Genomic DNA, 22519 nt, shown 5'->3' with positions numbered 1-22519 from the left:
CTCCGGGCAAGGGGCAGGGATCGCTTGCAGTCTAGGCGCGCGTCTGGTTTGATGGAAACGAATAGTTCTTATGCGAGCTAGAAAAGGGGCTAATACCTTGGGGCTTTCGCTTGAAATCGACCTGCTGCGTTCGTTCGTCGTGATCGCCGAGGTGCGCGCGCTGAGCCGCGCGGCCGCGCGCGTCGGGCGCACGCAGTCTGCGCTCAGCCAGCAGATGAAGCGGCTCGAGGATATCGTCGACCAGCCGCTGTTCCAGCGCACCGGCCGCGGCGTGGTGCTGACCCACCCGGGCGAGCGGCTGCTCGTGCATGCGCAGCGGATCCTGCGGCTGCACGACGAGGCGATGGCCGACCTGTGCGGCACGGGGTTGTCGGGCACCATTCGGTTCGGCTGCCCGGACGATTACGCCGAGGTGTTTCTGCCGTCGCTGCTGCGGCAGTTTTCGAGCCAGCATCCGCAGGCGATCGTGGAAATCGTCTGTGGGCCGACGCCGCGGCTGCTCGAACACCTGGAGAAGCGCGCGGTCGATCTCGCGATGATTTCATTGCCGGACGATGGGGTGAACGACGACATCATTCGCCGCGAGCAACTGGTCTGGATCGGCTACCCGGGGCTGGAGCCCGCGCATTTCGATCCGCTGCCGCTCGCGCTGTCCGATCGCGATACGCTTGATCACATCGCGGCGTGCGAAGCGTTGAACCGCGCCGGTCGCGATTACCGCGTCGCGTATGCGAGCAGCAGTCTCGCGGGGCTGATCGCGCTGGTACGTTCGGGGCAGGCGTTCGCGGTGATGACGCAGACGGCGGTGCCGGCCGACCTGGCGATCGTCAACGGCGATCCGCGGTTGCCGCCGTTGCCGGCTGTAGGAATCACGCTGAAATTTGACCGGAAGCGGCCGTCGCATCTGACGGCGGCGTTCGCCGAGCATATCCGGCTCACGCTGCCGCTGCTGTGAGGGGCTCGGCCGCCGCAGGGAGCGCCGGCGGGCCGAACGTCAGACTATTGCGTATTGGAAGGCGTGGTGCCGCCGGACAGCGACGAGCCGCTCATTGTGCCGGGCCGTTGCCCGTGTTCGGGTTGTTCATCGCCGCGGCGCGCGCCTGGGCCGCCTGCAGGTTTTCCGGGAACTGCGTACTTCTTGCCATCGACGGCTTGTAGCCCGCCTTTTCGATTTGAATGAGTTCCTTGCGGACTTCCGCGCGGGTCTTCGCCGGCTGCTCGGATTGAGCGAACGACACGGCGGGAACGGCGATCATCACGCAGATTGCTATTGCTTTAATCAAGGATTCCATAACGATTTACCTCGGATGCGGATTATGCACGGCGCTTCCAACCTCTTTGTCAGCTACCGGTAAGAACAGTGTAGCCGAGACCGCATCCGCGTGCTGGTAAAACATTATTGCTTAAAACATTAATTTAGGTTTCCGGAATGTCATTTCGAAAAAGTCGATCTATTGATTCGAAATGTTCGAAGTATCAAAGAGGAAAAATGACAGGGAGTCGTTTGCGCGAAGATGTCTTGCTTGACGGGTAATCCCAACCTTTACTTTTGCGCAATGAATCGTTCGAGCAGATCCCGGTGGTCGAACCGCTCGCGCCACCATTGCAGCGCGCGTCCGGCTTCGTCGTCGCGCCATGCCAGGTAGCACTCGGCCGTTTCGCGCATCCCGGTCACGCGGCGCGTGACGAGCCTGCCTTCGTCGATCGCGCGGGCCGCGATGCTGGCGGGAAGCGTGCCGACGGTGAGCCCTTCGCATTGCGCCGCGAGCTTTGCTGCAAGGGTTGGTACCGCGAGACAGGGTTGAGAAGGTTCACGTGACGGGCCGTTGACCACGGCGCAGCGATATTGCGTCACGACTTGCAGCGTAATCGGTTCCGGCATCTTCGCGAGCGGGTGATGCGGCGCCACCGCGAACACATAACGCAGCGTGCCGATCGGGCGCGCGACGATGTCCGTCAGCGCGGGCGGCTCGCCCGTCGCCCCGACTACCAGGTCCGCGCGCCTCGACACCAGCGCATCCCAGGTGCCGCCGAGCACGTCGGTCGACAGGCGCAAACGCGTGTCCATCGCGAGCGCGTCGAACTCATGCACGTAGGGCCAGAATCTTGCGAACGGGAGAATTTCGTCGACGCATACGCGCAACTCGGCCTCCCAGCCATCGTGGATCCGCTGCGCCTTCCGCTCGAGTTGCTCGGCCGCGACGAGCAGCCGGCGGCCTTCCTCGACCACGACGCGCCCCGCGCGCGTCAACTGCGCACGGCGGCCACTGCGATCGAACAGCGCGACCCCCAGGTCGCTCTCGATTTTTTGCACGAGATAACTGAGCGTCGACGGCACGCGATGCAGCATCGTCGCCGCCTCGGCGAACGTGCTGGTCCGGTCGATCGCATCCAGTATCTCGATGGCTTCGAGTGACAGCTTCATGACCCCTTTCCTCAGTGCAATAACGTGTGTATGCCCGACGCGCTTGCTTTGCTTTTCGCGTTCCATTCGCGGCAGGCCATACAGCGTGCTATGCGTTCGATTAAATGGCCATATCGTTTGCTTGATCGATCAGGAGAATTCAGGTGTCTTAAGAAAAATCATTTTGCCGTCGTGTTACTTGTGGAGGGCGTGAATCGGATGAAGCCATGATCGATATCAGTCGAAATGGCGACGGCACGCAGAACCCTGTCATTCAATCATCGACGAAAAAAGGAGAATCACATGAAGAAGTCCAGCTTGGCGCCGCTCGTGCTCGCAGTCCTGACGGGAGTCGTGCTGCTGGGTGCGCCGGTCGCGTACGCGCAGGATGCGGACGGAACATCGGCCACCCCCGACGCCCCGACGTCGAAGCAGGCGCTGAAAGCGCAACGCAAGGCGCAACGCAAAGCGGCTCGGGTCAAACGGAACCAGGAGCTGAGCACGCTCGAGAAGAATGGTTATCGCGTGAGCAAAGACGATCACTATCCTCAGAGCCTCCAAAGGGCAGAGCACAAAGCCGCCGCCCAGAAAGGCGCCGACGACTCGACCCCGCCCGGGCAGTAACGATCCAGCGTTACGCCCCGCGCCCCCAGCTCGGCGCGGGGCGAGTCACGGCGTCTTGCCGTATGTCCAGGCGCGCTCTCACGCACCCGCAGCATGCAATCGTCGGCACCGCTCATCTCTTTGAGCCAGTTTCGTGCAAACGGTTGCGTTTCGCATGATATCCATATCCTCCGTAAAATTCGCCTGATTCAGGGTTAACGCTCTATCCTTCACGGCTGGCCGGCGAGTACTATTGCATCAACTTATGCAAACGGTTGCATGGAGGAAATCATGGCGGAAGATGCGGTTGCAAGTGCGATTACCGACGATCCCGCGTCGGTTACCGCGATCGTCAAGGCGGCGATGGCGGGGACTCAGGACGCTCGACTGAAGGAGATCGTCAACGCGCTGGTCGATCACGGGCACGCGTTCCTGAAGCAGGTGAAGCTGACCGACGAGGAGTTCGAGCGTGGCCTCTCGTTTATCCGTGCCGCAGGGCACGCGTGCAACGAGCGGCACAACGAGGTCGTGCTGCTGTCCGACGTGCTGGGTTTTTCGACGCTCGTCGCGTTGCTGAACAATTCCGACGCGACGGAGCGCACGCCGGGCGCGTTGCTCGGGCCGTTCTACCGCGGCGGTTCGCCGGCCTACGAAAACGGCCAGTCGATCGCAAGCCCGGGGTCGCCCGGTTCGCCGCTGTTCATGCGCGGCCGTGTCGTCGACGTGTCGGGCCGGCCGGTGAAGAACGCGATGGTCGACGTCTGGCAGGCATCGCCCGTCGGGCTCTACGAGAACCAGGATCAGAGCCAGCCCGACCGCAACCTGCGCGGCCGCTTTCATACCGATGCGCAAGGGTGGTTCGACTTCAAAACCGTGCGCCCCGCCGGATACCCGGTGCCCATCAATGGCCCCGTCGGCACGCTGCTCGCGGCGCAGAACCGCCATCCGTACCGGCCCGCGCACATTCACTTCGTGATCGTCGCGGAAGGTCATGCGACGCTGGTGTCGCAGGTGTTTGCCGATGATTCGGAGCATCTCGACTCGGACGTCGTATTCGGCGTGAATCGTCGCCTCGTCGGCAATTTCGAGCGCCATGACGCGCAGACGGGGCCGCACGCGGAAACCGTCGAAGCGTATTACACGCTCGATTTCGAATTCGTCATGGCCGACGGTACGCCGACGTACCCGACGCCGCCCATCGACTGAACAGGAGGGGACAGTGTCACGCAACCTGAACGAGAAAGTCGCGGTCATTCTCGGCGGCACCGGCGGGATCGGCGTCACGACTGCATTGCATTTCGCCGAAGCGGGCGCGCGCGTTGTCGTGGTCGGACGAAGCGACCTGGACGCCACGCAGCGCATCGCCGACAAACTGCCCGGCGAAGGGCATTCGGGCGCGCTCGCGACGATCACCGACAGCGCGACGCTCGCCGCGCTCGCCGATGAGGTGCGCAAGCGTTACGGGCGAGCGGACATCCTGGTGAATGCCGCCGGCTTCACGAAGCCGGTTCGTCATGCGGACCTCGACGCGCTGACCGACGACCTGATCGACGAGATCATGAAGGTCAACTGGCGCGGCCAGTTCGCGGCGATCCGGGCATTCCGTGCGCTGCTCGACGAATCGGGCGACGGGCTCGTCGTCAACGTGTCGTCCATCGCGGGCACGACCGGCAACGGCAGCAATGTCGCGTACTGCGCGGCCAAGGCGGGCCTCGACGTGATGGCGTTGTCGCTCGGTCGCGCGCTTGCGCCGCGCATTCGGGTCGTGAACGTGTCGCCCGGCGTGGTGGATACGCAGTTCGTTCCCGGGCGCGGCGACGATTTCAACGAGAAGGCCGCCGCGACGACGCCGCTGCGGCGGATCGGCGCGCCGGACGATGTTGCTGCCGCCATCGTTGCGTGCGCAACGACGCTGACGTTCAGCACCGGCACGACGATCGTCGTCGACGGCGGCCGCCGGCTGAACTGATTGCCTGGAGACTTTCCGATGCATCCTCGCAAGACCATCATTACGTGCGCGGTCACGGGCAACATCACGCGACCCGACCAGCATCCGGGCCTGCCGGTCACGCCCGAGCAGATCGCGAATGCGTCGCTCGAAGCCGCGCAGGCCGGCGCCGCCGTCGTGCACATTCACGTTCGCGATCCGGCCACCGGCAGACCGTCGATGGAGCTCGAACTCTATCGCGACGTCATCGACCGGATTCGCGCGGTCGATCGCGAACTCATCATCAATCTGACGACCGGTCCGGGCGGACGTTTCATTCCGAGCGACGACGATCCCAAGGTGGCCGCGCCGGGCACGACGCTGCTGCCGCCCGAGAAACGCGTGGAGCACATTCTCGCGCTGAAACCCGACATCTGCAGTCTCGACCTGAACACGATGAACTCGGGCGCCGAGGTCGTCATCAACACCCCGAAGAACGTCTCGCGGATGGCCGAGGTGATCCGCCGGGCCGGCGTCAAGCCGGAGCTCGAGATCTTCGATTCCGGCGATATCCATCTGGCGCGGGATCTCATCGCGAGCGGCGTGCTCGACGGCCCCGGGCTGTGGACCTTCGTCAGCGGCGTCAAGTACGGGTTCGGGGCGTCGCCGGAAACGCTGCTCTATGCGCGCGGCCTGTTGCCGCCGGGGGCGATCTGGTCCGCGTTCGGGGTCGGGCGTTTCGAATTCCCGATCGTCGCGCAGGCGTGGCTCGCGGGCGGGCACGTGCGGGTCGGCCTCGAGGACAACATCTATATCGAGAAGGGCGTGCTGGCCGAAAGCAACGCGGCGCTCGTCGCGCGGGCCCGCGAGATCGTCACGCTGCTCGGTGGCGAGATCGCGACCAGCCGCGACGCGCGTGAAAGCCTCGGCCTCTCGTCCTGAACGCAACCCAACGTTCGACATTCAACGCCACGGATCGATGCGCGCTGACCCGACGGTCATCGCGTCTCGCATCCGAATCGACATTTTCCAGGAAACCATCAAGCATGAAATGCATTCGCGTCCAGCAGAAAAGCGCTGATATCAGCGCGCTCGCACTGAGCATCGACACCCAGCCTGTCCCGCAGGTCGATACGACCGACTGCCTGATCGAGATCGCGAGCGCGGGCGTCAACCCGAGCGACGTGAAGGCCGTACTCGGTTTCATGCCGCACGCGGTATGGCCGCGCACGCCGGGGCGAGACTACGCGGGGCGCGTGATCGACGGCCCGCCGGAGATGGTCGGCAAGGAAGTCTGGGGCAGCAGCGGTGAACTGGGCATCCGTCGCGACGGCACCCACGCCAGCCATCTCGTCGTGCCGGCGCACAGCGTGCGCGCGAAACCGGCCAACCTGACGATGGACGAGGCGGGCGCGATCGGCGTGCCGTTCGTCACCGCGTTCGAGGGCTTGCACCGTGCCGGCGGCGTGCGGCGCGGCGACGTCGTGCTCGTGCTGGGTGCCAACGGCAAGGTCGGGCAAGCGACCGTCCAGCTGGCGACCATGGCGGGGGCGGAAGTGATCGGTGTCGTGCGCGACGATCCGTCGTATATCGGGCACGCAAGCGCCGATGTGACGATGATCAACGCGTCCGCTGAGCCGTTCGACGAGCTCGTGCTCGAGATGACCGCCGGCCGTGGCGCAAACATCGTGTACAACACGGTCGGGAGTCCGTACTTCGAGCGTGCGAATCGTGCGATGGCCGTGCGCGGTACGCAGATTCTCATCTCGACGATCGAGCGTGCGGTGCCGTTCGACATCTTCGCGTTCTATCGCGGGCAGCACACCTACGTCGGGATCGACACGCTCGCGCTCGACACGCAGCACTGCGCGGACGTTCTCGATGCGTTGTTGCCGTCTTTCGAACGCGGTGCGTTGAAGCCGTTCCCGATCGATGCCGACTCGGTGTTCGATCTTGCGGACGCGGCGCACGCGTATCGGGCGGTATTCGGCGGCACCGCGAACCGGGTGCTGCTCAAGCCATGAACGTCACGCGTTTTCGCGACGCACCCGAATACTTCCCGCCGAATCACTTCGGGATGCAATGCGTGCGCCTGCAAGGGCGCGAGGCAGGCCCGGCCGAATCGCTGTGGCTCGGCGTGTCGACGATCGAGCCGGGCGGGCACACGACGATGGACGGATCCGGCGTCGAGAAGCATTACGTCGTGCTGGAAGGCGAGGTGTGCGTGAATGTGGGCGGCGTCGAAGTCGAATTGCAGCAATTCGATTCGTGCCGCCTCGCGCCGGACGAGCGGCGTTCGCTGCACAACCGCTCGGAACGTCCGGCGAAGATCTTGCTCGCGATGCCGTTCGCGCGGCCTGTGCAAGACTAACCTGGCTACGGCCCGCGGGCCCGGCGCCCGGCGGAGCGGCGCGTCAGTTCGAGCGCCCCCGGCTGCCTGCGGCCCGAGGTGCACCGGTCGATCCGCGCACCACCAGTTCAGGCGCCAGCGTGATGCGCAGCGGCGCCTTGCCCGGCGTGGCGATCATGCCGAGCAGCAGGCGTGCGGCCTGCCGGCCCATCTCGCGATGCTGGATTCGCAGCGTCGTCAGCGACGGATTGAGCATGTCGAGCAGCGGCATGTCGTTGTGCCCGATCACCGAGATGTCCTTCGGGCAATTGATCCGCCGTTCCGCAAACACGTCGTAGCAGCCGAGCGCGATCAAATCGTTCGCCGCGATGATGGCGGTCACGTCGCGATGCGCATCGAGCAATCGGGCGCACGCGGCGCGCCCGGCCTCGCGCGTGAACTCGCTTGCTTCGACGACGACATTCGCCGCCAGACTGTGCTGCTGCGTGGCAATCTGGAAGCCCTGCAGTCGCGACAGGCCGGTCGCCAGCCGCTCCGGCCCGGACAGATGTGCGATACGGGTATGGCCGAGCCCGACCAGATGCTCGACCGCGAGCCGCATCGACAGGAAGTCGTCGTTGACGACTTCGGGCACGCGGCCGCCTTCCTCGCCGCGATTGACCAGCACGACCGGCACGCCATCGAGGATGCAGCGTCGTACGAGCGGATCCTGCCGTGCGGCGGTCGCGAGGACCAGCCCGTCCACCTGACGCTCGAGCATTTGCTCGAGCATGCGCTCCTGATCCTTGGGCTTGCCGACGATGTTCGCGATCAGCACGCCGTAGCCTTCCGCCGCGAGCTCCTCCTCGATCCCGCACACCATCGGCGGAAACACCGGGTTCGAGATGTCGGGCAGGCAGACGCCGATCACCTTCGATTGCCCGCCGCGCAGCGCAGCGGCGAGCCGATTCTGGCGATAACCGAGCGATTTGGCCGCGGCGAGCACGCGCCGCACGACCTCATCGCCGATCAGGTGGCGCGTGGCCGGATTGAGCACGCGCGACACCGTCGACGCATTGACGGATGCCGCCGCGGCGACTTCGCGAATCGTGACGCGGCCGGTGCCGCGTGCTTCGGAGGATTGGCTCATGGAACCTGCCGGGGAATAGGGATCCGATTGTATCGATGCAATGGGTTGCGATCAATGTTGCAGGTGAAACCCTAATGTTTTCAGGACTAAACCTCATTGACAGCGTAATTCCCTTGGGTAGGATATGCATACGTTTGCATTGAAGTAAATCATACGAATGATGCAGTCGGTCGAAGCGTTGCCAGTGCCGGGTAAACGATCGACGGTCTGACGGGCAGAAACCCGGAAAAATGCGGGTCGACTGAAAGGGGCGACATGGAACGCCGGCGCGTTACATGGCCACTTTTTTGTCTGAATTTATGCAAACGGTTGCATTGAATTGCCCCAGATGCCATGCCGACCAGCGGCGTGGCCAACGTGAACGACGGACAGGAGCCAGTGGATGGAGACGAACCTCAAACCCGAGCGCAAGCCGGCACGCAGGCGGGCCGCGATGTGCATCGTCGCCGCGTCCGCGGCGGTGATCGGCATCTCGCATGGCGCGAGCGCGCTGGCGGCGAACGAAACGATCGCCGCGTTCTACAAGAACCAGGTCGATCCGCATTTCGCGCTCGTGCGCGCCGGCGTCGACGCCGAGGCGAAGCAGCTCGGCGTGTCGGTCACGCACTACGCGCCGACGCGCCCGAACGATCTCGGCGAGCAACTGAGCGAACTGGAAGACGTCGGCGTGAAGAAGCCGAACGCGGTGCTGTTCATGGGCGTGAACCCGCATGGCGTCGTGCCCGCGATCCAGAAGATCAACGCGATCGGCATTCCGGTCGTCAACTACAACGATCGCGTGGCGGGCGGCAAGTTTTCGTCGGTCGTCGTCGCGGACGACTACAACCTCGGCCTCGACGTGGCGCGATACCTGTTCAAGAGCCTCGGCGGCAAGGGCAATGTCGTGATCCTCGAAGGCGTGAAGGGCTCGACGACGAGCGACGAGCGCGTGCGCGGGTTCAGGAAGGCGCTGCAGGAATTCCCGGACGTTCACTTGCTTGCGTCGCAGCCGGCGAACTATCAGCGGCTGCAGGCGCTGCAGGTGATGGAGAACCTGATCCAGTCGAATCCGAAGATCGACGGCGTGCTCGCGGCCGCCGACGTGATGGCGATGGGCGCGATCGAAGCCCTCGAGGCGGCGGGCCAGAAGCAGGTGAAGGTCGTCGGTATCGGCGGCGTGCCCGAATCGGTGAAGGCGATCAAGGAAGGCCGCCTGCTTGCGACCGCCGAATTCAACGGCTTCAAGATGGGCTGCATCGCAACGATGGCCGCGGTCCGCACGCTGCGCAAGGAGCCCGTGCCCGACACGGTGCTGATCAAGGGCATCGTGATCGACAAGACGAACTACGCACCGTTCGAACTACCGGGCAATCAGCGTCAATGCCCGGCGTGGAGCGACGTGGCCAGCAAGTGACGCGGCCGGCCGGGCGGGCCGCATCGCGGGTCGGCGGCCCGGCTGCGGCCTGACGCACGGCGGTCCGCTGAACAGCACCATGGAGATGAACATGGAAATCTCGACCGGGCGCGTTCCGCGTCTCGAATTACGCAAGATCTGCAAAAATTTTCCTGGCGTGGCTGCGCTGACCGACGTCGACCTCACGTTGTATCCGGGCGAAGTGCACATGCTGCTCGGCGAGAACGGCGCCGGGAAATCGTCGTTGATGAAGGTGCTGTTCGGCGCTTACCGCGCCGATAGCGGCGAGATCCACTACGACGGCACGCCGGTCGCGATCGAATCGCCGGCCGACGCGAAGCGCCTCGGCATCGCGGTGATCTTCCAGGAATTCTCGCTCGTGCCGCATCTGTCGATCGCGCAGAACATCTATCTCGGCCGCGAGCCGCGCAACCGCTTCGGCCTCGTCGATCACCGGCGCATGCATGCGGACGCGGCCGCCGTGCTGGCGCAGCTCGGGCTCGCGTACGACACGCGGACCCATGCGGCGGACCTCGGCGTTGCACAGCAGCAGATGGTCGAGATCGCGAAAGCGCTGTCGCACGACGCACGTGTGCTGGTGATGGACGAACCGACCGCCGCCATCTCGGACCGGGAAGCCGATGCGCTGTTCACGGTCGTGCATCGCCTGCGCGACGCGGGCGTGGCGATCGTCTACATCTCGCACCGGATGAAGGAAGTGTTCGATCTCGGCGATCGCGTGACCGTCCTGCGCGACGGCCGCCTGGTCACGTCGATGCCGGCCGCCGACGCGACCCCCGACGAGTTGATCGCGCTGATGGTCGGACGCAAGGTCGGCACGGTCTATCAGCGTCGCTACTTCGGTGCGTGCGGCGAGATTGCGCTCGACGTGCGCGACCTGACGACGTCGACCGGTGTGAACGGCGTCGACCTGCAGGTGCGCTGCGGCGAGATCGTCGGCTTGTCGGGCCTGGTCGGTGCCGGGCGGACGGAAGTCGCGCGCGCGGTGATCGGCGCCGACGCGATCCAGGGCGGTCGCGTCGAGATCTTCGGCGAAGCGGTGTCGGGTGGCCCGCACCAGGTGGTCAAACGCGGCGTGGCTCTGATTCCGGAGAATCGCAAGCAGGAAGGCCTCGCGCTGCACCGTTCGGTGCACGAGAACCTGCTCGTGTCGAGTCTGTGGCGCCTGTTCCCGACCGGCTGGTATCGCCCGGCGCGCGCACGGCAAGCGACGCGCGACCTGATCGACACGCTGCGGATCGCACCGGGCGATCCGGCAAAACGCGCGCGCAACCTGAGCGGCGGCAACCAGCAAAAGATCGTGATCGGCAAGTGGCTCAGCGCCAACTGCCGCCTGTACATCTTCGACGAGCCGACGCGCGGGATCGATATCGGCGCGAAGACCGAGATCTTCAATCTGATCGAGCGGCTGGTCGAGGAGGGCGCGGCGGTGCTGCTGATCAGCTCGGAGCTGTCGGAAATCGTGCACGTGTGCGACCGCGCGTACGTGATGCGCGACGGCGCGATTTCAGGCGAGCTGCCGCGTGAACGGTTGAGTGAGCAAAGCATTCTGGGTCTGGCAATGCACGGAGGTTGACGATGTCGAATGAAACGAAAAGCAATGGCAGGGATCCGGCGGCGCGGCCCAAACGGCCGCTCCCTTCGATCGTGTGGGCCAGTGTCGCGCTGGTCGCGGCGGCGACGTTCGGCGTGCAGGGTTTCGCGTCGCGCGCGAACCTGGTCGACATCGGCCTCCAGATCTCGATCCTCGTGATGATCGCGATGCCGATGACCCTGGTGATTCTGAGCGAGGGGCTCGACCTGTCGGTCGGCGCGTTGCTGAGCCTCAGCGGCGTCGTGTTCGCGATGTCGCTCGGCGCGGGCACCGGCATCGGTGTCGCGCTCGGCGCGGCCGCGGCGGTCGGTATCGCGATTGGCTTCCTGAACGGCACGCTGGTTGCGCGGCTGGGTCTGCCGCCGTTCGTCGTGACGCTCGGCACGCTCGGCGTCGCGCACGGTGTCGCGCTCGTGATGACCGACGGGAACGCGGTGGTCGTGGCGAACCCGGCCGTCGGCGCGCTTTACGGGTCGTCGGTGCTCGGGGTTCCGTTCCCGATTGCCTGCGCGCTCGTGGCATACGCCGTCACGCATCTGCTGCTTTATCACACGCGGTTCGGCGCCTGCGTGTTCGCGATCGGCGGCAACCGCGACGCACTCACGCTGGCGGGCGTGCGCGCCCGCTTTTATCACGTCGCGATCTACGTGATGAGCGGCCTGTTCGCGGGCCTCGCTGCGCTGCTGCTCGTCGGACGCATGAATGCGGCGGAGCCGAATGCCGCGATCGGGATGGAGTTCGATGCGATCGCGGCCGTGGTCCTCGGCGGCACGTCGTTCGAACGGGGCGAAGGGTGGTTACCCGGCACGGCGATCGGCGTATTGACGATCGGCGTGCTGCGCAATGCCCTCAACCTGATCGGAATCGAATCGTCGCTGCAGGTCGTGACGATCGGTTTGCTGGTCCTCGCGGTCGTCGTCATCGACAGCGTCCGGAAATCTCGTGTCGCAGGAGCACAAGCATGAGTACACAGAATCAATCGCCGTTCGTGGTGGCGCGCGTCACGGGCCTCAATCGCCGCAATCGGCTTTCCGAGGACACGAACGCACTGATCGGCCGCGCGCTGTTTGTCTGCGTCATCGCGATCGTGCTCGCGTTCGCGTCGGACAGCTTCGCCACATCCGCCAACCTGCTGAACGTGCTGCGCCAGGCCAGCCTGATGTTCCTGCTGGCGTCGGGGCTCACGATCGTGATCCTGTCCGGCGGGTTCGACCTGTCCATTGCCGCGAACCTCACGCTGTCCGCGTGTCTCGCGGCCGGTGCGATGAAAGCCGGCGTGTCGCCGTGGCTCGCGGTCGCGGTCTCGATGTCGTGCGGGGCGTCGATCGGGCTGCTGAACGGACTGGCGGTCACGTTCCTGCGGCTGCCGCCGTTCCTTGCGACCTACGGGATGCTGTGGGTCGTGCAGGGCCTCGCGTTTCACTACATGGGCGGCAACGAGATCTTCGGCTTCCCGGCCGGTTTTCGCGCGCTCGGCACCGGGTTCTGGTGGGGCGTGCCGATTCCGGTCTACATGATGCTGCTCGTGTTGATCGTCGGCACGGTCGTCACCGCGCGCCTGAACGTCGGTCGCGAGATCTATGCGATCGGGTCCAATCCGGAAGTCGCGCGGCTGTCCGGGATTCCGGTGCGCAGGCGGCGGATCGCGGTGTATACGCTCAGCGGCCTGATGGCCGGGATTGCCGCGGTGGTTTATCTCGCACGCGTGAATGCGGCCGATTCGGCGATGGGGGACCCGATCCTGTTGCCCGCGATCGCGGCGATCCTGATCGGCGGCGCGTCGCTGTTCGGCGGAACCGGCACCTTGCTCGGCACGCTGTTCGGCTGCCTGACGCTGGCGCTCGTGATCGACGGGATGAACCTGCTGAACCTCAATGCGAACCTGCAGCCGCTCGTCGTCGGCGCGGTGCTGCTGGTGGCGGTGCTGACCGACGCGCTCGGTCGCCGGCATGTCGAGCGGGTCGGCTGACGGTGCCGACGTACCGCCTGACCGACGAAAACAAAGAGACGATTTGACAAGCGGCGGGACTCTTCGGCGACGGTCTCCGACCGGATTGTCCTTAAGATGAAATCGAAATGACCGGAATCGTCCGGTCGGTTCAGGCGGGAAATCAGTTCGGCTTTCATGACTTTTCATTGCCGAAATGACCCGAAAATATTTAGTCATACATATTAAATAAGACGTTCCGTTCAGGGACATCCGGTATCAAAAGACTGAAATGGAGGGGTAGACAGTGGTGGAGATGAAGAAAGCAACGATCGCGGCGCTGATCGGCGTGGCGTTCAGCGGATCGGCTTTCGCGCAGAGCAGCATCACGCTCTCCGGGAAGATCGATAACGGCCTGACCTACGTGACGAACGAAGGCGGGCATCACAACTTCAAGATGGACAGCGGCGTGCTGTTCCCGAACCTCTGGATCATGTCGGGAGCGGAAGACCTGGGTGGCGGGAATCGGGCGATTTTCAAGCTGGCGTCGCTGTTCAACCTGAACAACGGGCAGTTGAACCAGCCCAACACGTTGTTCGGGCAACAGGCGTATGTCGGCGTGCAGACGCCGTACGGGACGATCACGCTGGGCAACCAGTTCGACTTCACTGCCGAATTTCTGGCCCCGCTCAACGTGAGTTCGGCCGGCAGCGGTTATGCGATCCACCTCGGCGACTTCGACCGCACGAACAACGACCGGTTGAAGAACTCGATCAAGTACATGAGCCCGACGTGGGGCGGATTCCAGTTCGGCGCGATGTACGGGTTCAGCAACACGCCCGGCAGTTTCCATGACGGCAGCGGCTGGAGCGCGGGCCTGCAGTACACGAACGGGCCGCTGACGCTCGCAACCATGTACACGTTCGTCGCAACGCCGACGATCGATCCGTACGCGCAGATCGGCGTGCATTCGTTCTTCGGGCAGCCGGTGGCAACCGGGTCGGGCGACAGCGTCACCGACACGGCGCCGAATTTCCAGATCCGTTCGCTCGGCACGCTCGGCGTCGGCGGGTCGTATGCGATCGGCGACGTCACGCTGTACGCGGACTACACCAATACGGTCCTGAAGTTCCAGAGCGCGAAGTCGGTCATGAACGTCTACGAAGGCGGCGCGACGTGGCAGGTGACGCCCGCTTTCCAGCTCGTCGGCGGTTATCAGCACACGAGCTTCGAAGCGCACGCGTGGAACCAGGTCACGGCCGCGGCACTGTATTCGCTGTCGAAGCGGACCACGGTCTACCTGTCGTCCGACTACCTGAAGGCTTCTGCAGGTGTGGACGCCGTGATCGGCGCGAGCTTCGCGCCGGCGCCGACGGGCCATCAGGCGGACGTCCGGATCGGCCTCGCCCACACGTTCTGACCGTATCGCACGGCGGTCGGCCGACACGGTGTCGGCAGGCCGCGAAAGCTACGCATTCCGGTTCGTACCGGATCTATCGATGAGTACCAGGAGGAGTCAAAGATGAAAAAAGCCTATGTCGCATTTGCAATGATGAGCCTGACGGCGGCTGCCGCCGTTGCGTGGGGTGCCGATGCCGCGGGTGGCGGTCCGAAGCTGATTACGACCATTCCGGTCACGAGCGAAAAGTCGTTCGGTTTCGATATCAGCGCCGCATCGGATGGCAACTACTACCTCGCCGACGGTGCGAACGGGACGCTCGACGTGTTCGACGCCAAGACGATGCAGCTGCGCGACCGGATCAAGGCCGACTTCGCGGGTATCGGCCCGACGCACGAAAAGTCGGGCCCGTCGGGCGTGCTGCCGATTCCCGGCACGTCGCTGGTGTATGTCGGCGACGTGAACGCCGTCAAGGTAATCGACGTCGCGTCGAAGCAGCTCGTCAAGCGCATCGACGTCAGCTCGTCGGGCATTCGTGTGGACGAAGGCTGCCTCGCGCCGAAGCACCATATCGCGATGTTCGCGAGCGGCGCCGAACAGCCCCCGTTCGTGACCTTCTTCAACACCGATACGCATTCGGTGATCGCAAAGATGCCGATCGCGGATTCGACTGGCCTCGAGGCATGCGAGTTCGACGCGAAGAACGACAACTTCGTGCTGAACAACGACGGGACCAAGGCCAACCCCAAGGGCGAGGTTGACCTGATCCCGGTGAAGTCGGTGCTCGAAGGCAAGCCGATCATTCAGGCCGCGCTGAAGCTGAAGGGCTGCGATAGCCCCAGCGGCCTCGCGCTCGGGCCGGGCAACGATGCGCTGATCGGCTGCGATCCCGACGAAGGCGGCAAGCAGACGACGTTGATCATCGACCGGACCAACGGTACGCCGCTCGCGCAATTGCCGTTCGGCGGCGCCGACGAGGTGGCCTACGACCCGGTTTCGAATCGCTACTTCCTGGCCGGCGGCCACCACTCGGCGGACAACGTGTCGCGCGTGGGCGCGAAGGATGCGAAGTTCGACCCGGCCCTCGGCATCATCGATGCCAGCACCCGCAACCTCGTCGCGATCGTGCCGACCGGCAAGTTCTCGCATTCGGTCGCGGTCGACGGTGCGTCGCATCACGTTTTCGTTCCGTACGGTGCCGGGTCGTCCGCGCAGTTCCCGGGAACCGGTATCGCGGTGTTCGCGACGGAATAACGACTCCAGTGTGGTGATTTTCCGCGGGAGATGGGCTCCCGCGGCTTTTTTCCATCGCACGTTCGCTGCTGCGTGAAACCGAAAGATCGGACTGGAAGGTAAATCGCGCGGCTGGCTGGTTAAGTGACGCGGCTTGACCGGACGTACGCTGGAATTCACGCGTACAGGGTGACGCGAAATCAGGAGACGGAAGTGAAATTCAGGTTACGGGCCCGGTGGCTGCTGCAGCGGATGACCGTCGCGGCCGGATTCGCCGGCGCGATGCACGCCGCGTTCGCCGAAGACGCACGCGACAACGCAGCGATACCGACCTACGTGCTGAGCTACGCACAGACACAGGCACTGCTGTCGCTCGCGGTCGACGACGCGAAGGCGCGGCATCTGGCGATGGGCTTCGCCGTCGTCGACCCGGGCGGCCATCTGCTCGCCGCGGTGCGGATGGACGGCGCGTCGTTCTCGAGCGTCGACTTCGCACGCGGCAAGGCGTTTGCGTCGGTCGCGCTCGGCGGCCAATCCGGCGTCACGCTCGAACATCGCTACCGCGACGATCCGTCCGAGTACAGCAACATGTCCGGCGCCGGTTACTACGCGCCGTTTCTGCCCGGCCGCGGCACGTTCCCCGTGTTCATGAACGGTCATCTGCTCGGTGCGATCGGCGCCGCCGGCGCGCCCTCCGAGATCGACGATCAGGTTGTGCTGAAGGCGATAGCCGGGCTCGGCGCTCAATCCGCGCGTTGAACGCGCGTTGTCCTTAAAACCCAGTCTGGAAGACTATGAGACACAACACGGAAATGGAACACCCGGGCGACACCCCGGCAAGCGAGACGGCGACGCGCGCCGCGACGACGATGGACGGGACCGCGCAATGCCGCCGCACGATGCTGAAGCTCGGCTTCGGCGCGATCGCGGCGGGCGTCGCAGGTGCCGCAGGCATCGCACGGGCGCAAACGCCGGCCCCGAAGGCGCGTGCAGCGACGATGCGTGTATTGCCGGGCGGCAAGACGGTCAAGCTCGTGCCGTCGTGGGACACGGTGCAGGTCGGTCAGATGACGCCGGACGCGAAGGCGGCGGTGTCGATCCGGTCCGGCGACACGGTCTGGTACGACGGCACGTGGACCAACTGGGGCAACGAAGCGAAGTACGGGATGGGCTTCAAGGAGCGCGAGCCGATCCGCAAGAAATATCCGAACGGCGCATTCTCGCTGATCGGTCCGGTCGAGATCGACGGTGCCGAGCCGGGCGATGTCGTCGAATGCCGGATGGTGTCGATGCGGCCGATCGATTGGGGCTGGAACTCCGCGCCGCCGGGTGTCGGCGCACTGCCGGGCGATTTCGGTCCGTACCTCCGTTACCTGAAGTTCGACGACGCGCGTACCTATGCGTCGTACGTACCGGGCGTGCAGATTCCGCTGAATCCGTTCCAGGCCTATCTCGGCACGCAGCCGCCCGGCGACCACGTGATCAGCGCGAACTTCGCCGGCAGCTACGGCGGCAACCTGGACTGCGCGGTGCTCGGTGTCGGCACGTCGGTGTTTCTGCCCGTACAAGTTGCCGGGGCGCGCGTGTGGACGGGTGGCTCGATGGGCGCGTCGGGCGAGGGCAACATCGATCAGACGTCGATCGAATCCGCGTTCGAGGAAATGCGGATCCAGTTCCTGCTCCACAAGCGCTCGTCGCTCAACGGCCCGATGGCCGAAACCCCCGAGCACTGGATCGGATTTGGCTTCGCCGACAGCCTCGACGACGCGCTCGTCGCATGCATTCGTCAAACGATCGGCTGGATGGCCGCGGCAACCGGCATTGCGCCGGTCGACTGCTACGGCATCCTGAGCGTCGCCGGGAGCTTCCGGATCACGCAGTATGCGCACCAGACCGGCACCGTCTACAAGACGGAGCCGCCGAAGGGCGTGCATTGCATGGTGCCGAAGAACATCTTCTCCGCCGACATGCTGCACCGCCTGTCGGCCTACACGCGCGCGTAAGCGCACGTTCTTCACGGCTTTGGAAAGAGCGGTCGCACGGTCCGGATCCATGCTTTGCGGGGACCGGGACGTGCGTGCCGCAGGAGGTTGTCAAGTGGAACTGAAGGATCGAAACACCGCAGCCGACGTCGATACGGCGGCGCTCGGCGGCATGAGCCGCGCCATCGCGCTGCTTGTCTGCTTTCTCGTCGTCGTGCTCGACGGCTTCAACACGACGTCGATATCGTTCGTGGTTCCGACACTGGCCCGCGACTGGCATCTCGCGCCGGCTGCATTCACGCCGGTATTCGTCGCGACAAACGTGGGCGCGGCGATCGGCTTCATCGTCACCGGCTCGCTGGCAAACCGCTTCGGACATCGCGCGGTCGGGCTCGCCAGCGTCATGCTGTTCGGCGGCTGCACGTTGCTCACCATGGTTGCGCACAACGTCGCGCTGCTGTCCGTCATGCGGGTTCTGGCGGCGATCGGGCTCGGCGCGGCACTGCCGATCGCGATCACCGCGTCGGCCGCGATCATCGGCGGCAAGCACAAGGTAGCCGCGTCGGTGCTGGTGACGACCGGCATGTCGGTCGGCGCCGTGACCGGGGGGCTGGTCGGTGGCCCGCTGATGCATCACTTCGGCTGGCAGGCGGTGTTCCTGATCGGCGGCATCTTGCCGTTCGTGGTCGCCCCCGCGTTCTTCCGGGTGCTGCCCAATGTTGCTGCCGCACCAACGGGTACGCCAAGCCGCGAACGGCCGGTGGCGAGCCCGGTGCGCGCGCTGTTCGCGAACGGTCGCGCGGGTTATACCAGCGTGCTTTGGCTGTTCTCGTTCCTGATCTTCATGGACGTCTACGCACTGTTGTTCTGGCTTCCGACCATGCTGCTCTCGTTCGGCTTTTCGCTCGAACGCGCACCGGCCGGGATGGCCGCGTTCAGTGTCGGCGGATTGACCGGCAACCTGCTGATGACGGCCGTGGTCACCGCGATGACCGTCGCCGGGAGATTGCGTGTGAAGTCGGCGCTGGTGGTCGGGATCGTTTGTGTGGTCGCAAGCATTACGGCATTGAGCCAGGCCGCGCTCTCGCCGTCGATCGTGCTGTTGTCGATCGGCGTGATCGGCGCGGGGCTCGTGAACGGGATCATGGGCCAGACGGCGCTGGCGGTCGCGTTCTATCCGCCGAGCATCCGCGCGACCGGCGTCGGCTGGGGTCATGCAATCGGGCGCATCGGTTCGTTCGTCGGCCCGGCGATCGGCGGCGCGCTGCTCGCGACGGGCTGGGACCCGCGCAACATCGTGCTCGTTGCCGTTGTGCCGGCCATCGCCGCCATTGCCGCGCTCGGCTTGCTGACGATCATCGGCCGCCGGGCGACCGGCAGCGACACGGTTGCGGACGGTGCGCCGATCGCGCACTGAATCGTTCTCCCTACCTATTCTTCGACATCAGCGGAACCACGCTCAATCATGAAAATCATTGCTTATTCGGACGCGGGCAACACGGCGCTTGGCGTCGTCACCAGCGAAACGCATTTCGTCCCCGTCGCGGAAGTTGCGCCGGATCTGCCCGCGACGCTGATCGGCATCCTCGAGCTGGACGACGGGCTCGAACGCCTACGCGTATCGGTCGCCGGCAAGACGGGCAACCGGCTGCTGTCGAGCGTGACGTTGAAGCCGTTCCTCGACCGGCCGAACGCGATGTGGGCGCTCGCGCTGAACTTCAAGAGCCATATCGCCGAGACCGGCCTGCAAACGAATCCCGAGTATCCGCACCTGTTCTTGCGCACGGCCGCGTCGTACGTCGGCGCGGGTGAGCCGATCATCGCGCCGCCGGAAGCCGTTGCGCGCGCATTCGATTACGAGGGCGAGCTGGGGGTGATCATCGGCAAACCGGGGCGTTACGTCCCGGTCGAGCGCGCGCTGGACTACGTCGCCGGCTACACCTGCCTGAACGAGGGATCGGTGCGCGAATACCAGGTGCACAACCGGCAATTCGGCCTCGGAAAATGCTTCGAAGCGTCGGGGTCTTACGGCCCGTGGCTGATGACGTCGGACGAGTTCGGCGACCCGGCGAGGCATTCGGTGCTCACGCGCATCAATGGTGTCGTCCGGCAGCGTGCGCCGCTCGACGACATGCTGATCGACGTGGCGCGCACGGTCAGCTACCTGAGCCGCGGTTATCGGCTGCGACCCGGCGACCTGATCGCGATGGGGACGCCGGGCGCGCTGAAGCCGGCACCGGATGACGTCGAAGGGAATGATCTGTCGCGACAGTACGGACCGTTTCCGACGCCGGGCCTCGTGCACATGCGTCCGGGCGACTGGGTCGAAATCGAGATCGAAGGATTGGGCGTGCTGGGCAATCCGGTGATGGCCGATCCGTCGGACCTGTAGGCCTGACCTGCGCCGCATGCGTGCTCCGCGCGCATGCGGCGGACCGGCCGAGCCGGTCAGTCAAATCGCTCGAGATCGAGCGTGACCGAATGCCGGCGAAAATCGCTCGGCGGCACGCCCATGTGCTGCGCAAAGAAGCGCGTGAAGTGGCTGTGCTCCTCGAAGCCGAGCTCGTCTGCGATGTCGGCGAGCGGCCGGTCGCTCTCCGCGAGCAACCGGATCGCGTGCGACATCCGCACCCAGTCGATGTAGTGCTGCGGCGAGATGCCCATGCAGCGCCGGAACTGCTCGAAAAAACGCGACCTCGACAACCCGACTTCGCTGGCGACCTCCGTGACCGTCGCGTTGGCGGACGGCGTGCGCTTGATGAAGTCGAGCGCCTTCCGGATTCTGAAGTCGACCGGGCGCGTCGACGGCGCGATGCGGGTCGTCAGCTCCGGATCGGCGAAATCGCGCCCGAGCGCGGTGATGAGATCCTCGAGGATCGGCAAGCAGCCCGCGTCCTGCGCAACGAGATGATTGGTGATCGCGGCCGCCAGGCGATCGACGTGATGCTGCACGTCCGGCGTGACGACGACGATCCTGCGCGGGAAGATGTCGGCCGGGCTGCCGTCCGCGAGGCCGAGCCGTTTGCGCAGCCACGGCGGTTCGATCACGAGCGACAGGATGAGCGACGGGGTGTCCTTGTTCGCGCATTTTGCGTGCTCGATCCACGGGTTCAGGCAGATGGCGGAGTCGCTGCTCAGCGTGCAGTCCTCGCCACCCATCCGGAAGTCGCAGTCGCTGCCGCCGAGCTTGAACAGGAACTGGTATTGCGAGTGCGCGTGAGCGACGAGCGGCCGGCTGATGAAGTTCACCGTGGCGCGGCCGAATTCGCCCTGCAGAATCCAGACCGGCTTTTCCGATTCCATTGCTGCTTGCACCATGTCCACCTTCTCCGATATCGCCGCGGCGCGCGCGCCGTCGCGATAAAGAAACGTTGCTTGCACGTCCACACAAGCCGTCTACTTAATCAAATGCGCGACAGCGCGTCAATCCGGGAAAAATCGCATGCGGTGCGTGCGCGATGCTCGACACGCGTCGCGCTGAAAAATCCGGACGATCGGGTAAGCCGTCGCTTCAATCGATCATCGTCCTCGCCGCTCGCACGATAGAGTGTGACGAGGTCAGGCCGCATCACGCGGCCCTAATGGATGTGAATGAAGAGAGGATGAGGATGAAGGCATCGTTTGAGCGCGAGGGCATCCGTTTCGCCTATGAAGAATCCGGCCCGCAGGACGCGCCGGCGATCGTTTTCAGTCACGGTTTTCTTATGGATGGCGAAATGTTTCGCCCGAACGTCGACGAGCTGAACGATACGTTCCGCTGCGTCGTCTGGGATCAGCGTGGCCTCGGCGCGACGGGGCCGACCGATCGCGCGTTCAGCTACTGGGATTCGGCCCGCGACCTGATCGCGCTGCTCGATCACCTTGAAATCGCGTCGGCGTCGCTGGTCGGGATGTCGCAGGGCGGTTTCGTGTCGATGCGCGCGGCGCTGCTCGAACCTGCCAGATTCCGCGCGCTCGCGCTGATCTCGACGCGCAGCGATCTCGACGATACGGCGGTGACTGCGTCGTTCGAGGAACTCAAGGCGGAGTGGGCGCGTAACGGCGCGGCCAACGTCGCAGCGAACCTTGCTGGCTTCTTGCTCGGTGCCGACTATCCCGCGTCGGCGTGGATCGATAAGTGGCTGAACATGCCGCGTGAGCACTTCGAATACCCGGTCGATGCGCTGACGTCGCGCGACGACATTACGGCGCGGCTCGGCGAGATCACGCATGCGTCGATCGTATTCCACGGCGGTGCCGATGCAGCGATCCCGCTTCGTTGCGGCGAAGCACTTGCCGAAGGGCTGCCGAACTCCAAGGGAATGATCAACGTGGTGGGTGCCGGTCACACGCCGAATCTGACCCACGCTCGGGATGTCAATCCGAAGCTGCGGGATTTCCTGCTGCGCTACGGGCGCTGATCGCAGCGCCGGAACGATGAAATACGGACGATTCGATAAGCGGGCGCATCTTATGACCAATGCTCCGTGCGATGCGCGCCGTATAGTTTCATCAACGCAAACCCGGGCACGCATTCAACGCGCACCGTTCGTCGGAGATCGACGGAATGGAACGCCA

The 22519-nt window shown here is 64.8% G+C and carries 22 protein-coding genes; 18 read left to right on the top strand and 4 right to left on the bottom strand.

Translation table 11 applies throughout. The annotated features are described in order from the left end of the window. The first annotated feature begins 70 nt into the window (after positions 1–70). Positions 71–955 (top strand): LysR family transcriptional regulator, encoded by an 885-nt coding sequence (locus tag ACTRWB_RS27765; protein WP_446903722.1) that lies wholly within the window; start codon positions 71–73, stop codon positions 953–955. Between the two features lie 91 nt (positions 956–1046). Here the strand turns inward: ACTRWB_RS27765 and ACTRWB_RS27760 are convergent, their stop codons facing one another. Further along, the gene (locus ACTRWB_RS27760) at positions 1047–1256 is read right to left on the bottom strand and encodes a DUF4148 domain-containing protein (protein ID WP_446903721.1); all 210 of its coding nucleotides are present in this window, start codon (positions 1254–1256) and stop codon (positions 1047–1049) included. 287 nt (positions 1257–1543) lie between these two features. Then, entirely contained in the window at positions 1544–2425 is an 882-nt protein-coding gene (locus ACTRWB_RS27755; protein WP_446903720.1) for a LysR family transcriptional regulator, read from the bottom strand. Positions 2426–2707: 282 nt separating this feature from the next. On the opposite strand from ACTRWB_RS27755, the gene ACTRWB_RS27750 reads away from it, so the two are divergent. The 6 genes from ACTRWB_RS27750 (at position 2708) to ACTRWB_RS27725 (ending at position 7305) form a co-directional block, all read left to right on the top strand. After that, on the top strand, positions 2708–3028 hold the full coding sequence (locus ACTRWB_RS27750) for a hypothetical protein (protein WP_412023923.1): 321 nt from the start codon (positions 2708–2710) through the stop codon (positions 3026–3028). 270 nt (positions 3029–3298) lie between these two features. Further along, positions 3299–4213 carry a dioxygenase family protein gene (locus ACTRWB_RS27745; protein ID WP_446903719.1) on the top strand — a complete coding sequence of 305 codons (915 nt, stop codon included), beginning with the start codon at positions 3299–3301 and terminating at the stop codon, positions 4211–4213. Positions 4214–4226: 13 nt separating this feature from the next. Beyond that, a complete protein-coding gene (locus ACTRWB_RS27740; RefSeq protein ID WP_446903718.1) occupies positions 4227–4976 on the top strand; it encodes an SDR family NAD(P)-dependent oxidoreductase in 750 nt (249 codons plus the stop codon). Positions 4977–4994: 18 nt separating this feature from the next. Next, on the top strand, positions 4995–5876 hold the full coding sequence (locus ACTRWB_RS27735) for a 3-keto-5-aminohexanoate cleavage protein (RefSeq protein ID WP_446903717.1): 882 nt from the start codon (positions 4995–4997) through the stop codon (positions 5874–5876). A 104-nt stretch (positions 5877–5980) separates the two neighbouring features. Beyond that, positions 5981–6958 (top strand): quinone oxidoreductase family protein, encoded by a 978-nt coding sequence (locus ACTRWB_RS27730; RefSeq protein WP_446903716.1) that lies wholly within the window; start codon positions 5981–5983, stop codon positions 6956–6958. After that, entirely contained in the window at positions 6955–7305 is a 351-nt protein-coding gene (locus ACTRWB_RS27725; protein ID WP_446903715.1) for a cupin domain-containing protein, read from the top strand. The genes ACTRWB_RS27730 and ACTRWB_RS27725 overlap by 4 nt, the downstream gene beginning before the upstream one ends. 43 nt (positions 7306–7348) lie before the next feature. Here ACTRWB_RS27725 and ACTRWB_RS27720 read toward each other — a convergent pair whose 3' ends face one another. Further along, on the bottom strand, positions 7349–8413 hold the full coding sequence (locus ACTRWB_RS27720; RefSeq protein WP_446903714.1) for a LacI family DNA-binding transcriptional regulator: 1065 nt from the start codon (positions 8411–8413) through the stop codon (positions 7349–7351). Between the two features lie 382 nt (positions 8414–8795). Here ACTRWB_RS27720 and ACTRWB_RS27715 point away from each other — a divergent pair, with 382 nt between their 5' ends. The 10 genes from ACTRWB_RS27715 to ACTRWB_RS27670 all read left to right on the top strand — a co-directional run bounded on the left by ACTRWB_RS27715 (position 8796) and on the right by ACTRWB_RS27670 (position 20354). Beyond that, a complete protein-coding gene (locus ACTRWB_RS27715; RefSeq protein ID WP_412023930.1) occupies positions 8796–9806 on the top strand; it encodes a sugar ABC transporter substrate-binding protein in 1011 nt (336 codons plus the stop codon). A gap of 91 nt (positions 9807–9897) precedes the next feature. After that, a complete protein-coding gene (locus tag ACTRWB_RS27710) occupies positions 9898–11403 on the top strand; it encodes a sugar ABC transporter ATP-binding protein (protein WP_446903713.1) in 1506 nt (501 codons plus the stop codon). Between the two features lie 2 nt (positions 11404–11405). Next, on the top strand, positions 11406–12386 hold the full coding sequence (locus ACTRWB_RS27705; RefSeq protein WP_446903712.1) for an ABC transporter permease: 981 nt from the start codon (positions 11406–11408) through the stop codon (positions 12384–12386). Then, positions 12383–13390 carry an ABC transporter permease gene (locus tag ACTRWB_RS27700; RefSeq protein WP_446903711.1) on the top strand — a complete coding sequence of 336 codons (1008 nt, stop codon included), beginning with the start codon at positions 12383–12385 and terminating at the stop codon, positions 13388–13390. Before ACTRWB_RS27705 ends, ACTRWB_RS27700 begins: the two co-directional genes overlap by 4 nt. Before the next feature lie 274 nt (positions 13391–13664). Then, positions 13665–14768 (top strand): porin, encoded by a 1104-nt coding sequence (locus ACTRWB_RS27695; RefSeq protein WP_446903710.1) that lies wholly within the window; start codon positions 13665–13667, stop codon positions 14766–14768. 102 nt (positions 14769–14870) lie between these two features. Continuing rightward, positions 14871–16001, top strand: a complete 1131-nt coding sequence (locus tag ACTRWB_RS27690; protein ID WP_446903709.1) for a YncE family protein — start codon at positions 14871–14873, stop codon at positions 15999–16001. A 192-nt stretch (positions 16002–16193) separates the two neighbouring features. Next, the gene (locus ACTRWB_RS27685; protein WP_446903708.1) at positions 16194–16739 is read left to right on the top strand and encodes a GlcG/HbpS family heme-binding protein; all 546 of its coding nucleotides are present in this window, start codon (positions 16194–16196) and stop codon (positions 16737–16739) included. Positions 16740–16774: 35 nt separating this feature from the next. After that, entirely contained in the window at positions 16775–17983 is a 1209-nt protein-coding gene (locus tag ACTRWB_RS27680; RefSeq protein ID WP_446903707.1) for an acetamidase/formamidase family protein, read from the top strand. 94 nt (positions 17984–18077) lie between these two features. Beyond that, positions 18078–19379, top strand: coding sequence for an MFS transporter (locus tag ACTRWB_RS27675; protein WP_446903706.1), 1302 nt, complete (start codon positions 18078–18080; stop codon positions 19377–19379). A gap of 48 nt (positions 19380–19427) precedes the next feature. Continuing rightward, complete coding sequence (locus ACTRWB_RS27670) at positions 19428–20354, top strand: fumarylacetoacetate hydrolase family protein (RefSeq protein WP_446903705.1); 927 nt, start codon at positions 19428–19430, stop codon at positions 20352–20354. A gap of 56 nt (positions 20355–20410) precedes the next feature. Here the strand turns inward: ACTRWB_RS27670 and ACTRWB_RS27665 are convergent, their stop codons facing one another. Beyond that, positions 20411–21280 (bottom strand): helix-turn-helix domain-containing protein, encoded by an 870-nt coding sequence (locus tag ACTRWB_RS27665; RefSeq protein ID WP_446903704.1) that lies wholly within the window; start codon positions 21278–21280, stop codon positions 20411–20413. Positions 21281–21420: 140 nt separating this feature from the next. Here ACTRWB_RS27665 and ACTRWB_RS27660 point away from each other — a divergent pair, with 140 nt between their 5' ends. Beyond that, positions 21421–22362, top strand: a complete 942-nt coding sequence (locus ACTRWB_RS27660; protein WP_446903703.1) for an alpha/beta fold hydrolase — start codon at positions 21421–21423, stop codon at positions 22360–22362. The last annotated feature ends 157 nt before the right edge of the window (positions 22363–22519 follow it).

Source organism: Burkholderia sp. YIM B11467 (assembly GCF_052952715.1).
This window is presented reverse-complemented; position numbering and strand designations above follow the sequence as displayed.